The organism is Glycomyces sp. NPDC050141, from assembly GCF_055586545.1.
Genome location: NZ_JBVJHZ010000018.1, coordinates 1 through 12,953, shown reverse-complemented (window position 1 = coordinate 12,953; position 12,953 = coordinate 1). Strand labels below are relative to the sequence as shown.

Below are 12,953 nucleotides of genomic sequence, written 5' to 3'. Positions count from 1 at the left end.
GGCCCGTGAACGCGAGCCGCCGACCCAGCCGTCCGGGAGGACGATCCACCGGACCCGGCCGCACCCGTGCCGCCCGCCGCCCCGCCCCCGGGACCGGCCGCGCCGAGGTCAAACGGGTCCGCTACCGCCCCGCCCGCAAGGTCTCCCGCCGCGCCGCGATCCTCGCCCTCGTCCTCTCCGCGCTGGCCCTCGCCTACGCCTACCCCCTGCGCACCTACGTCGAGCAGCGCATCGAGATCAACCGCCTCGAAGCCGAGCAGTCGGCCCAGTCCGAGCACATCGAGGAGCTCGAGGCCGAACGCGTCAAATGGGACGATCCCGAGTACGTCAAGGCCCAGATCCGCTCCAGCCTCCTCCTCGTGCCCCCCGGTGAGGACCTCGTCATCGTGATCGACGAGGACGACCCCAAGCACACCGGTGGCGCAGACGACGAAGCGACCGAGGACCGGCCCTGGTACGACGAGCTGGCCGATACCTTTGCAGACGCCGACCGGATCGAACCAGAGGAAACAGAGGAACCAGCGCAGTGAAGGCCGTACGACCGCGACACGCGGCACTGAAGACGGCGCTGCAAGGCGGGGCGCTGTGAAGCCCGCCGAGTGGCCCCAGCAGCCCGAACCGGTGACCGAGGCCGACGCGGCCGCCGTCCGCAAGCAGCTCGGACGCCCGATGCGCGCCGCCCACGCCGTCGCCTGGCGCTGCCCGTGCGGCCAGCCCGCCGTCATCGAGACCGAACCGCGCCTGCCCGACGGCACGCCCTTCCCGACCACGTACTACTTGACCTGCCCGAAAGCCGCCTCGGCCATCGGCAGGCTCGAAGGCGGCGGGGTCATGAAGGACATGAACGAACGCCTCGGCGCCGACCCCGAGCTCGCCGCGCAGCACCGCCGCGCCCACGAGGACTACCTCGCCCGCCGCGCCCGCCTCGGCGAGGTCCCCGAGATCGACGGCATCTCCGCGGGCGGCCTGCCCGACCGCGTCAAGTGCCTGCACGCCCTCGTCGGCCACTCGCTCGCCGCCGGACCGGGCGTCAGCCCCATGGGCGACGAGGCCATCGAAATGCTCCCCGAATGGTGGACGCGCACCAGCTGCGCCACCGGAAACCAGGAGGACGGCGAATGACCCGCCGCGTGGCCGGCATCGACTGCGGCACCAACTCGATCCGCCTCCTCATCGCCGACATCGACGACACCGGGCGACTGCACGACGTCGTGCGCCGCATGGAGGTCGTGCGACTCGGCGAAGGCGTCGACCGGACCGGCCGCCTCTCCGACGCCGCCCTCGAACGCACCCGCGTCGCGCTGGCCGACTACACGGCCCAGATCCGCGAGCACGGGGCCGAGGCGGTGCGCATGGTCGCGACCTCCGCGAGCCGCGACGCCTCGAACGCCGCCGACTTCAAGGCCATGGTCCAGGCCGTGCTCGGCCAGGACCCCGAGGTCATCACCGGCGACGAGGAGGCCCGCCTCTCCTTCACCGGCGCGGTCGCCACGCTCCCGGCCCACCAGGGCCAGCGCCTGCTCATCGACATCGGCGGCGGCTCCACGGAGTTCGTGCGCGGCACCGGTTCCGAGGTCGTCGCGGCGATCTCGGTGAACGTCGGCTGCGTGCGGATGACCGAGCGGCACCTGCGCTCCGACCCGCCGCGCGCCGACGAGATCGCCGAAGCGGTCGCCGACATCACGGGCATCGCCGACGGCGCGCTGGCCGTGGCCGACGCCGACCGCGAGGCGACCGAGCTCGTCGCCGTCGCCGGGACGGCCACCACGATCGCGGCGATCTCTTTGGGGCTCAAGGAGTACGACGCGGACGCGATCGACGGCACGCGGCTCACGTACGAGCAGGTCGCGAAGGTGACCGCCGACCTGGCGGTCGCGAACCATGAGGAGCGCCTGGCGATCCCGGTGATGCACCCGGGCCGCGCCGACGTCATCGTCGGCGGCTCGCTCGTCCTGCGGACCATCATGGAGCGCAGCGGCATCGACTCGGTGCTCATCTCCGAGCACGACATCCTCGACGGCATCGCCCTGTCGGCCTAGGCGAAACGAGACGACGCGAAAGCGGCCCCGCATCGGCGGGGCCGCTTTCGCGCTTTGTGCTTAAGCGTCCTGGAGCTCCCGGGCGGGCTGCTTCGCTCCGGCGCGCCACATCTCGACGGCGAGCCACAGGGCCGCCACGGTCACCAGTGCGCCCCAGGCGATCCGGCCGGCGTGGGGGATGAAGTACTGCGGGAGCATCGTTACGAGCAGGGCCGCGAGCGGCACGGCGCTCCACTTGTTCAGGGTCCCCGAGCGCCACACGGCCACCGCCGCGAGCACTGCCGCGACCGCGATGAGGGCCAGGCCGGTCACGAAGACGCCCAGCGCGGTGGGGTCCATCCGGAACGCCTCGCCGACCTCGGTCAGGGTCGCGTCGCCGTCCGCGACGGCGCGCTCGCCGATCGCCTTGAGTCCGTAGACCTCCGCGCCGTAGTACGAGATCGTCAGGGCCGAGCCGATGTAGCCGATGGTCGCGGCCATGAAGGCCGTCTTCTCGTTCCGGGTGCCTTCGAGGTGGCCGCGCAGCGCGCCGTAGCCGAGCGGGATGAGGATGAGGGCGACGATCGCGGCGATGTGGGCGATCGACCATCCGGCGCTGGTCCAGGACTCGGCGCCTTCGAGCGTGGTCTGGTCGCGGCGCGGGGCGGCGGCCTCGTAGATGACGAAGAGGACGCCTGCGAGGGCGAAGGCGAGGGCGCCCATGCGGGCCCGGGCGTCGTTCATGGTGGTGGACATGTTCGCTCCTTGGGGTTCACTGCTCTTCTTCGAGAGCAGTGCTCTCTGTTGAGAACAATGATTGCACACTCGCGCTGACAATGCAAGAGCGGTGCTCTCGTTTCGGTACACTGGCCTGATGAACGCGCCGAAAACCGCCCGCGAGCGTGCCCGGGCCGAGCTCACCGCCGAGATCCTCGCCGCCGCCCGCCGCCAGCTCCGCGAGAGCGGCGCCGCCGACCTCTCCCTGCGCTCGGTCGCCCGCGAGCTCGGCATGGCCTCCTCGGCCGTCTACCGCTACTTCGCCAGCCGCGACGAACTCCTCACCGCCCTGATAGTCCAGGCCTACACCGAGATCGGCGAGGCCGCCGAAGGCGCCGACCGGCCCGGCGACGCCCCCGAGGACCGCTGGCTCGCCGTCTGGCGCGCGGTCCGCGCCTGGTCCCTCGCCAACCGCCACGAGTACGCGCTCATCTTCGGCACCCCCATCCCCGGCTACATCGCCCCGCACATCACCATCGAGGTCGCCGGGCGCATGCCGCTCACCCTCGCGCGCATCGCCGCCGCCGCCAAACGCGCCGGAACCCTCACGCCCCCAACGGGACCGGTCTGCCCGCCCGAGGCCGTCACCCCCGAGATGCTGGTGCTCCTGGAAGGCGACGAGTTCACCCCCGACGAGACCGCCCGGCTCATCCTCGCCTGGAACCGCCTCGTCGGCATCATCGGCTACGAGCTGCACGGCCACCTCGCCAACGTCACCGCCGACGACGCCCTCTTCTTCGACCACACCGCCCGCACCGAAGGCGCGCACCTCGGACTCGCCTTCAACGGCGCGTAGCGGAGCAACCGCGACGACGCCGCCATGGAACCTATGCGGGGGGAGTGCCTGGTCGAGTCCGGCGACGACGGCCGCTGGTTCATCTACGCCCGCGCCTGAACGGCTGGCACGATTCGGGGATAAGGGCCCTGGCCCCGCTTTTCGTCTACCTGGGTAAGAACACGCACTCGACGAAAAGGAACGCCATCATGCGCCTCTCATTGATCACCGCAACCGCCCTCCTCGCCCTCGCGGGCCTCGCCGCCTGCAACGCCGGGAACCAGCCGGGCGCCGACCCGGCCGAGGAGAACACCACCGTTGCCGAAGCCGCCCCCGGGGCCACCACCGAAGAGGAGGCCCCCGCCGAGGAGCCCACCGGGATCGACCCGCGCCTCGAAGCCATCGTCGGCACCTGGGCGGCGTCCTACGACGACGTCGGCCCGCACGGCTCCACCCTCACGATCAACGAGGACGGCACCGCGACCCTCTCGTCCTTCGCGAACCAGCACGGCGACTACGAAGGCACGGTCACCTTGAACGACGGCGACCCGCACACCTTCACCGGCACCGAACCCGAGACCGAGGAGGAGATCACCGTCCAGTTCGAGTTCGACGCCGAAGCCGACACCCTGTCGCTCGAATACCCGGACGGCGGCATCTACGAGCACACCCGCGCGTAGCGGAGCTAGCCCCGCAGGGTCAGCGCCACCACGATCGCCGCGATCACCAGCACTACGCCGATCGCGGCGATCGCCCACGGCCAGCGCCGCAGCTGCCGGTGCTCGGCGACGTCGCCCACGACCACGGTGACGTTGTCGGGCCCGCCGCCTTCGAGGGCCAAGCGCACGAGCTCGTCGGCCGCGCCCTGCGGATCGGTGAAGTCGCGCAGCACGTTCTCGATGACGGTGTCGCCGACGACGTCGCTGAGCCCGTCCGAGCACAGCATGTACCGGTCGCCGATCCGGGCCGGGCGCGTCTCGAAGTGGGCGGGTGCCGGGTTCGCCTGGAGGACGCGGGTGACCACCGACTTGTACGGGTGGTCCTGGGCCTCGGCGGGCGTGATCGCGCCCTCGTCGACGAGGTGCTGCACGTATGAGTCGTCGACCGTGACCTGGACGAAGTCCTCGCCGCGCACCTGGTACGCCCTCGAGTCGCCGATGTGGACGATGTCGACCGCGTTGTCGCCCAGCCAGAGTCCGGTGAGCGTCGTCGCCATGCCCTCCGACTCGGGGTTCTCGGCGACGGCCGCGCGGATGCGGTCGCGGGCGGCCTCGACGACCGCGCCGAGCTCGGCGGTGGCCTCGACGGGGGAGCGGCGGGCGAGCCGTGTCACCTCGGCGATGGTCACGCCGCTGGCGACCTCGCCCGCGGCCGCGCCGCCCACGCCGTCGGCCACGGCGAGCAGCCGCCGCGACGCCAGGTGGGAGTCCTCATTCAGGTCGCGGACTTTGCCCACGTCGGTCGCGGCGCCATAGCGCCAACGCAATTCGGTCACAGGCGATCACCACTGTTTCCGCACCGGGTTTCGGCTGTCTGTTCAAAGCTTGGCCGTTCGAGGGACATGGGCGCAAGTGTAGTGGCCCGCCACTCACAGCACGCGACCGTTGATCCCGGTGCGCCCGCCCTTGCCGCCGACGTGCTGTATCCCCGGTTCGTGCCACCCTGCGACTCCGCCGCTGAGCTGCGGTGACGCCCCCTTTACAGTGGATTGAGCCCGCTTCGCCCGCCCCCTAGGAGCACCCATGCAGACGGTTCTGGCCGACCGGTACGTCCTGGAGCACGAGATCGCGCGCGGCGCGGTCGGCGTCGTGTGGCGGGGCCTGGACCAGGTCACCGGCGAACACGTGGCGGTGAAGATCCTCCGCCCCGAGCTGCGCGACGAGGCCGAGATCTTCGAGAGCTTCCGCGCCGAGGCCGACATCCTCCGCACCATCGACCACCCGGGCGTGGTCGCCGTGAAGGACTTCATCGTCACGATCGAGGTCTGCGCGGTCGTCCTGGAGTTCCTGCCCGGCCTGGACCTGCGCGAGCACCTGCGCCTGCACGGCCCGCTCCCGGCCGCCGAGGCCGCCCGCCGCTGCGCGTCCGCGGCCGAGACCCTCGCGGCCGTCCACCGCGCCGGGTACCGGCACGGGGACGTCAAGCCCGGCAACCTCATGCTGGCCGGGACGGACGCCCTGAAGTTCATCGACTTCGGGATCGCCCGCGCCGCCGCGTCCAAGACCGCGCCCTCGCACGGCACCCCCGAGTACATCGCGCCCGAGGTCGCCTCGGGCGACTCTGCGAGCCCCGGCGTCGACAACTACGCGCTCGGCCTCGTCCTCTACGAGGCCCTGACCGCGCACAGCGCCTACCGCGGCGGGTCGATCACCGAAGTGGTCGAGCGCCACCTGACGCAGATCCCCGTCAAGCCCGTCGCCGTCGACCCCGACCTGTGGCGGATCGTCGAGATGCTCCTGGCGCTGGACCCGCGCGCCCGCGGGGACCTCGATACGGTCGCCGCCGAACTGCGCCGCCTCGCCCCGCGCCTGTCGAACCAGGCGACCGCGCCGATCGCGCCGGAGCTGAAGGAGCGGGACGCGACGGCCACGTTCAAGTACGACCCGGTGACCCCGAACGCGCCGGAGATCGAGCAGGCCGCGCTGGCGGCGATGATGACCGCCCCCGCGGGCGGCGACGGCGACGCGCGCGGCGCGGTGTACGGCAAAGAAGGCGAGAAGCTCGGTCGCGGTTGGGTCGTGGGCCTCGCCCTCGCCGGATGCTTCGTCGTGATCGCGGCCGTCTGGGCCTTTCTGGTGGTTACCCGCCCTGATCTTCCGGATGAGGACGATGTGGCCGATCCGTCCGCTAGCGTCAGCGAATCGGCGCCCGTGGAGAGCCAGACTCCGGACGAGGCAACGGAATCGGAGCCCGCGCCGAGCGGGACGCCGGGTGAGGAATCGGTCACTCCTCAAGGGCCGGACGCCGACAGCGAGTCGCCTGACCAGAATTCGGATGAAATGTCCGAATCGGAAGGCGCGGATGATGATTCCACTGAGGGCGGTTCCGACGACGACTCGCCCGGATCGGATCTCATCGGTTCCCCGATGCCGCGCAACTGAAAGCGATCGCGACAGTCGATAATGATCCGTGACCGCCGGGCAACGCCGAGTCATCGCAACCCAAGGGGGCGATCGGGATCACATGATTGGAATTCTCGAAACAGGCGTTGCAATCCAGCGGAGGTCTCCGACCGTTTCGCAAGGCTTGCAGCGTAATCCGTGAACCCATCCAATCAAGTATCGGTAACGGTCTATCGACACATTGGAGCTGTCCACTTGTCATGAGGGCATCCACATGGCATCCTGTCGGGCATGGCAGGAAAAGAACTCAACGCAACCTCAGCAGCATTGCTGGGCTTGCTGCACGAAGGACCGATGACCGGCGGACAACTCATGGCGGAGGCGACCCGTCGCCTCGGTCCGTACTGGACCATGACGCGTTCGCAGGTCTACCGCGAACTCCCGGCCCTCGCCGAAGGCGGACTCGTCCGCGTCGGCAAGCCGGGACCGAGGGCCTCGGTGCCCTACACGATCAGCGCCAACGGCAAGCGGGCGTTCACCCGCTGGCTGAACGAGCCGGCCCGCATCGGCCAGCTGCGCGACCCCGTCGCGCTGCGCACGGCCTTCCTCGACTACCTCTCCAAGGACACCGCCGAGGAGATGTTCGCCGACGCGACCGAGCAGCACCAGGAGGCCTTGGCAGAGGCCCGCGCCGCTGCGAAGGACTACGCGGACGAGGACCCGAACGCGGCGATCGCGATGGAGTTCGCGATCGGCTACCACCGCTCGGCCCTCAGCTGGCTGAAGAAGCGATAGCGCCCACGGCGAACGCTTGCGGAGCTGTAAATTAGCAAGGCCCGGGCCCTGACCCGGGGGAACGACGATCAAGCACGGAACGGGACGCGGCCCTTCGCAGGGCTCGCGTCCCGTTTCGTATGAGCCCGAATACAGGCGTACGCTGAGCTGTTGTGACCAGTGTCGATGTTTCCGCCGATCTCCGTGAACTGAAGGCGACGCTCGCCAGCGTCGAGGCCGTCCTCGACCTCCCCGCGCTCAGGCGCGAGCTGGCCGAGCTCGAGGCCGCGGCCGCCGACCCCGGGCTGTGGGACGACCCCGATCACGCCCAGAAGCTCACCTCCCGCCTCTCCTATGTGCAGGCCGAGCTCAAGAAGCTCGCGGCCCTCCACGAGCGCATGGACGACGTCGAGGTCCTGTTCGAGCTCGCCGACGCCGAGAGCGACTCCGGCGCGGCCGCCGAGGCCACCGCGGAGCTCGACTCGATCCGCAAGGCCGTCGACGAGCTCGAGGTGCGCACGCTGCTCTCGGGCGAGTACGACGAGCGCGACTCGGTCGTCACGGTGCGCTCCGGCGCGGGCGGCGCCGACGCGTGCGACTTCGCCGAGCAGCTCATGCGCATGTACCTGCGGTGGTCCGAGGCCCACTCCTTCGGCACGGAGGTCTACGACATCTCCTACGCCGAAGAGGCCGGCATCCGCTCCGCCACGTTCGCCGTGAAGGGCCCGTACTCGTACGGCCACCTCTCGGTCGAGCAGGGCACGCACCGCGTCGTGCGCATCTCCAAATACGACAACCAGGGCCGCCGCCAGACCGGCTTCGCGGCCGTCGAGGTCGTGCCCGCCCTGGAGCAGACCGACGAGATCGAGGACATCCCCGAGGACGAGATCCGCGTGGACGTCTACCGCTCCTCCGGCCCCGGCGGCCAGGGCGTCAACACCACCGACTCGGCCGTGCGCCTGACCCACCTCCCCACCGGCATCGTCGTCTCCTGCCAGAACGAGCGCTCGCAGCTGCAGAACAAGGCCACCGCGATGGGCGTCCTCAAGGCCAAGCTCCTCCAGCGCACCCGCGACGAGGAGCGGGCGAAGGTCGACGAGCTGCGCGGCTCGGCCACGGCCTCGTGGGGCGACCAGATGCGCTCGTACGTCGAGCACCCGTACCAGATGGTCAAGGACCTGCGCACCGGTTTCGAGACCGCCGACGTCAAGGGCGTCTACGACGGCAACATCGACGGCTTCCTGGAGGCCGGCATCCGCTGGCGCAAGAGCGGCGAGAAGCACGCGTAGGCCCCGCGGGCCGGTGCCCGAAAGGGACCGGTCCGTGGCCGCCCGGTGACGCTCCGCCGACCGTTCATGGGCCGCCTGACCATGCAGGCTTCCTCCGTTCGGCTGAAATCGCGTCGTAACCCTTGCGCGGCCGTGACATATGGGGCTGAAACTGCGGAATATGCCACGCTTGTACTGGAGCCGCCCGACCGGCCCCGGGCTTCGGCGGTTAGACTCCGCCTCGTGATTCAGCTTGAGGGTGTAACCAAGCACTACCCCCGGTCGAACCGCCCTTCGGTCGAGGACGTGAACGTCTTCATCGACAAGGGAGAGTTCGTCTTCTTCATCGGTCCCACCGGTGCGGGGAAGTCCACGATGATCAAGCTCCTGCTGCGCGAAGAGGTTCCGGACAAGGGCAAGATCACCGTCGGGGACACCGACGTGACGAGGCTCCGCCGGTGGAAGGTCCCCGCCTACCGGCGCAGTATCGGCTGCGTGTTCCAGGACTTCCGCCTGCTGCCGAACCGCACGGCCGCCGAGAACGTGGCGTTCGCGCTCGAGGTCATCGGCAAGCCGCGCTCGGTCGCGCGCCGGGTCGTCCCCGAGGTGCTCGAACTGGTCGGCCTCGGCGGCAAGGAGCACCGCTACCCGCACGAGCTCTCCGGCGGCGAGCAGCAGCGCGTCGCGGTCGCCCGCGCCTTCGTCAACCGGCCGCTCCTGCTGCTGGCCGACGAGCCCACCGGTAACCTCGACCCCGACACCTCGATCGAGATCATGCGGCTCCTCGACCGGATCAGCCGGACGGGCACGACCATCCTCATGGTCACCCACGACTCCAACATCGTGAACCAGATGCGCCGTCGCGTCATCGAGATCGAGAACGGCCAGATCGTCCGCGACCAGGCTCGCGGCGTCTACGGCTAAGCGGAAGGCAGATTCAGAGCACATGCGCGCGAAGTACGTGATGTCCGAGGTCTTCCTCGGACTGTGGCGCAACATCTCCATGACCGTCGCCATGATCATCACCATGGCCGTCTCGCTGACGATGCTCGGCGCGGGCCTGCTGCTGTACAACCAGGTCGACGTGATCGAGGAGTACTACCAGACCAACCTCGAGGTGGTCGTCTACCTGGAACGCGACGTCGACCAGGCGATGACCGACCAGATCCAGGCCGAGCTCAAGGACAACGACCTCGTCGCCGAGGTCCAGTACGAGTCCAAGGAGGAGGCCTACAAGCGCTTCCAGGAGACGTTCGAGGACACCCCCGACCTGGTGAAGTCCGTGGACCCCACGGTTCTGCCGTCGGCGTTCCGCGTCAAGATGAAGGACATCACCGACGCCCCCGAGCTCATCAAGCAGTTCGAGGAGCGCGAAGGCGTCTACCAGGTCACCAACCAGCGCGAGATCCTGCAGCAGGTGTTCGACATCCTCGGCGGGGCCCAGCGCCTCACGCTGATCGTCGCCCTCGTGCAGGGCGTGGCCGCGCTCATGCTGGTGGCCAACACGATCCAGGTGGCCGCGTACTCGCGGCGCCGCGAGGTCGCGATCATGAAACTGGTGGGCGCCCCGAACTGGTTCGTCCAGGCGCCGTTCGTCCTCGAGGCGGTCTTCGCCGGCGTGATCGGCTCGATCTTCGCCTTCGGCACGCTCATCGCCGCGAAGTTCCTGGTCATCGACGGCCAGTTCGCGGACCTGTTCAAGCTGATGCCGCCGATCACGATGCAGGCGATCCTCATCCTGCTCCCGATCCTCGTTGGCGTCTCGACGGCGATCAGCGCGATCACGGCGTGGATCACCTTGCGCTTCAACATCAAGGTCTGATCTGCAGCATTCGGGGGTTATACCCCGAACGGCCTGAATGTCCGTCGTAGATGGACTAAATTCGGGCCTTATGAGGCGAATCGGTTGGCTGCTCGCGGCCCTGCTCCTGGCGGGGACCGCGAGCAGTCCCGCTTTCGGGGTCTCCCAGTCCGACCTGGACGAGGTCGAGCGCGAGAAGGCCGAGATGGCCGCGCAGCTCGAGGACGCCTCGGACGAGGTCCGCGCCGCGGGCCAGGTGCTGGCCGAGACCGAGGCCGAGCTGCCCGTCGCCGAGCACGCCGTGGACGTCGCGCAGGGCCGGGTCGCGGCCGCCGAAGCCGAAGCGGCCCAAGCGCAGCGCGAGGCCGACGCCGCCCGGGAGGCCCTGGAGGCCGCCGAGGCCGAGTACGAGGCCGCGCGCGCGGCCGTCGAGGCCGCCCGCGAGGCCCGCGCCTCCCTGTTCGCCGCCACCGCGCGCGGCTCCGAGCTCCTCACCGTGGACGCCATCCTCGCCTCCGGCGACCCGCAGACCGCCGTCGACGGTCTCACCTACCTCGAGTTCATGATGGACGGCAAGAACCGCGCGGTCGAGGAGGTCACCCTCGCCCGCCGCGAGGCCGCCAACGCGGAGAACGCGGCGTCCCTGGCCGAGACCGAGGCCGAGGCCGCCGAGGCGGCCGCCGCCGAAGCACTCGCGGCCGCAGAAGTCCGCTACTCCGAGGCCGAGGCCGCGCGGCTGGCCGTGCAGGCCCTCGTCGGCGAGCACGCGGCGGCGCTCGCGGTCGCCGAGGACGCCCGCGACGACGCCCAGTCCGAGTACGACGACCTCGAGGCCGAGTCCGAGCGACTGGCCGAGCAGCTGCGCCGGGCCGCCCGCGACGAGGACGACGACAACGACTCCGGCGGCGGCTCGTCCTCCGGCGGCGGCGGTGGCGGGTTCGTCGTCCCGGTCGACGGCTGGAAGTCCTCCGACTTCGGGTGGCGGCGCCACCCGATCTACGGCACCACCCGCCTCCACGGCGGCACCGACTTCGCGGCCGGCACCGGCGCGACGATCCACGCCGCCGACTCCGGCACCGTCGTCTACGCGGGCTGGAGTTCGGGCTACGGCCAGCTGACGTGCATCAGCCACGGCGGGGGCCTGTCGACCTGCTACGCGCACCAGTCGGCGATCTGGGTCAGCAACGGCGAGCACGTCGACCGCGATGAGGGCATCGGGGCGGTCGGCAGCACCGGCGACAGCACCGGCCCGCACCTGCACTTCGAGGTCCGCGTCCACGGCGAGCGGGTGAACCCGGTGGGATACCTGCCCGGCTGTCTATGCCGGTAGCGCTCCGCCTTGAGCGAAATAGGTTTCGACAGACACATGTTCGATCGTTAAGCTTGCTGCGTGTCCAAGAAGCAGCAGGAGAAGGTCAAGCACTCGGGTCCCGAGCGCTCGGTCGTGACGACCAACCGCAAGGCCCGGCACGACTACGAGATCCTGGACACCTACGAGGCCGGGATGGTCCTGTCGGGGACCGAGGTCAAGGCCCTGCGCCAGGGGAAGGCCAACGTCGTCGACGCGTACGCCGAGATCTACAACGGCGAGGCGCGCGTCCACAACTTCCACATCCCCGAGTACGACTACGGGACGTGGACCAACCACCCGCCCCGGCGCATCCGCAAGCTCCTGCTGCACCGCGGCGAGATCGCCAAGCTGGCGCACAAGCTCGACGAGCCCGGCCTGACGCTGGTCCCGCTCTCGGTGTACTTCCTCAACGGGTACGCCAAAATGGAGCTCGGGCTGGCCCGGGGCCGCAAGAACTACGACAAGCGGCAGGCCATCGCCAAGCGCGAGTCCGACCGCGAGATCGAGAAGGCCATGGGCCGCGCCGCCAAGCGCGGCGGGAAGTGAGACCCGGGAATATCGGTTCGACGCCCGCCGTTGGACTGGGTTAGAATTCCGCAGTACTACTGAACGACCCACAACTGAACAGGGTGAAATACTCACCAAAGTCACGGGGCTGATCGGTTTCGACTCCGTATGTTGAGGTGAGGGAAGCGGGTCGAGGAAGCCAACGCTGTCTCGTAAACCAACGTTGGAAACCAATAAGTGCCAACGCAAAACGCACTGACTTCGCTCTCGCTGCCTAAGCGACCGTGAAGTTGCCGCTCCAGAGGCGCATCCGCTCTGGGTTCGCGGCATCATTTAAGGATGCTGGGCCGACGTCTTGATCGCTGGGACCGCTGGCCGAGATTTTCGGCGATTAGAGCCCGCCACACCGTCTCGTCCGCGTGATCGGTGGGGCTCGATAAAAGGCAATGCGGACTGCACCCGGAGAAGTCTCACAGATGCAGCGGAGGACCAGGGTTCGATTCCCTGCAGCTCCACAGCCATACAGGGCCGGGGGGGGGGGGGGGGGGGGGGGGGGGGGGGGGGGGGGGGGGGGGGGGGGGGGGGGGGGGGGGGGGGGGGGGGGGGGGGGGGGGGGGGGG

At 69.8% G+C, this 12,953-nt stretch carries 14 protein-coding genes and 1 other RNA gene; 13 read left to right on the top strand and 2 right to left on the bottom strand.

The genetic code is table 11. From position 1 onward, the window contains the following. Positions 1-5 precede the first annotated feature (5 nt). From ACZ60M_RS12780 to ACZ60M_RS12770, 3 genes are read left to right on the top strand one after another with little or no spacing between them, the layout of a single operon-like run. Positions 6-530: an FtsB family cell division protein gene (locus ACZ60M_RS12780; protein WP_465417595.1), complete on the top strand. Its 525-nt coding sequence runs from the start codon at positions 6-8 to the stop codon at positions 528-530. 55 nt (positions 531-585) lie between these two features. Further along, a complete protein-coding gene (locus ACZ60M_RS12775; RefSeq protein ID WP_465417593.1) occupies positions 586-1,122 on the top strand; it encodes a DUF501 domain-containing protein in 537 nt (178 codons plus the stop codon). Further along, complete coding sequence (locus ACZ60M_RS12770) at positions 1,119-2,039, top strand: Ppx/GppA phosphatase family protein (protein WP_465417591.1); 921 nt, start codon at positions 1,119-1,121, stop codon at positions 2,037-2,039. Before ACZ60M_RS12775 ends, ACZ60M_RS12770 begins: the two co-directional genes overlap by 4 nt. Positions 2,040-2,099: 60 nt before the next feature. Here ACZ60M_RS12770 and ACZ60M_RS12765 read toward each other — a convergent pair whose 3' ends face one another. Then, positions 2,100-2,774, bottom strand: a complete 675-nt coding sequence (locus ACZ60M_RS12765) for a hypothetical protein (protein WP_465417589.1) — start codon at positions 2,772-2,774, stop codon at positions 2,100-2,102. Positions 2,775-2,892: 118 nt separating this feature from the next. On the opposite strand from ACZ60M_RS12765, the gene ACZ60M_RS12760 reads away from it, so the two are divergent. Then, on the top strand, positions 2,893-3,591 hold the full coding sequence (locus ACZ60M_RS12760) for a TetR/AcrR family transcriptional regulator (protein WP_465417585.1): 699 nt from the start codon (positions 2,893-2,895) through the stop codon (positions 3,589-3,591). 188 nt (positions 3,592-3,779) lie between these two features. Beyond that, positions 3,780-4,250 carry a hypothetical protein gene (locus tag ACZ60M_RS12755; RefSeq protein ID WP_465417583.1) on the top strand — a complete coding sequence of 157 codons (471 nt, stop codon included), beginning with the start codon at positions 3,780-3,782 and terminating at the stop codon, positions 4,248-4,250. Positions 4,251-4,255: 5 nt separating this feature from the next. Here the strand turns inward: ACZ60M_RS12755 and ACZ60M_RS12750 are convergent, their stop codons facing one another. Beyond that, positions 4,256-5,065, bottom strand: a complete 810-nt coding sequence (locus ACZ60M_RS12750) for a PP2C family protein-serine/threonine phosphatase (RefSeq protein ID WP_465417582.1) — start codon at positions 5,063-5,065, stop codon at positions 4,256-4,258. Positions 5,066-5,312: 247 nt separating this feature from the next. Between ACZ60M_RS12750 and ACZ60M_RS12745 the strand changes: the two genes are divergently transcribed. The 8 genes from ACZ60M_RS12745 to ssrA all read left to right on the top strand — a co-directional run bounded on the left by ACZ60M_RS12745 (position 5,313) and on the right by ssrA (position 12,851). Next, the gene (locus ACZ60M_RS12745; protein WP_465417580.1) at positions 5,313-6,671 is read left to right on the top strand and encodes a serine/threonine-protein kinase; all 1,359 of its coding nucleotides are present in this window, start codon (positions 5,313-5,315) and stop codon (positions 6,669-6,671) included. 252 nt (positions 6,672-6,923) lie between these two features. After that, positions 6,924-7,427 carry a PadR family transcriptional regulator gene (locus tag ACZ60M_RS12740; protein ID WP_030155315.1) on the top strand — a complete coding sequence of 168 codons (504 nt, stop codon included), beginning with the start codon at positions 6,924-6,926 and terminating at the stop codon, positions 7,425-7,427. A gap of 152 nt (positions 7,428-7,579) precedes the next feature. Further along, positions 7,580-8,695: a peptide chain release factor 2 gene (prfB, locus tag ACZ60M_RS12735; RefSeq protein WP_465417577.1), complete on the top strand. Its 1,116-nt coding sequence runs from the start codon at positions 7,580-7,582 to the stop codon at positions 8,693-8,695. A gap of 222 nt (positions 8,696-8,917) precedes the next feature. After that, a complete protein-coding gene (gene ftsE / locus ACZ60M_RS12730) occupies positions 8,918-9,598 on the top strand; it encodes a cell division ATP-binding protein FtsE (protein WP_205326604.1) in 681 nt (226 codons plus the stop codon). Positions 9,599-9,620: 22 nt separating this feature from the next. Beyond that, entirely contained in the window at positions 9,621-10,496 is an 876-nt protein-coding gene (gene ftsX / locus ACZ60M_RS12725; RefSeq protein ID WP_465417575.1) for a permease-like cell division protein FtsX, read from the top strand. Positions 10,497-10,566: 70 nt separating this feature from the next. Further along, the gene (locus ACZ60M_RS12720) at positions 10,567-11,805 is read left to right on the top strand and encodes a peptidoglycan DD-metalloendopeptidase family protein (RefSeq protein WP_465417573.1); all 1,239 of its coding nucleotides are present in this window, start codon (positions 10,567-10,569) and stop codon (positions 11,803-11,805) included. Positions 11,806-11,865: 60 nt separating this feature from the next. Further along, positions 11,866-12,372 (top strand): SsrA-binding protein SmpB, encoded by a 507-nt coding sequence (smpB, locus tag ACZ60M_RS12715; protein ID WP_465417572.1) that lies wholly within the window; start codon positions 11,866-11,868, stop codon positions 12,370-12,372. 105 nt (positions 12,373-12,477) lie between these two features. Then, positions 12,478-12,851: a transfer-messenger RNA gene (gene ssrA, locus ACZ60M_RS12710) on the top strand. The last annotated feature ends 102 nt before the right edge of the window (positions 12,852-12,953 follow it).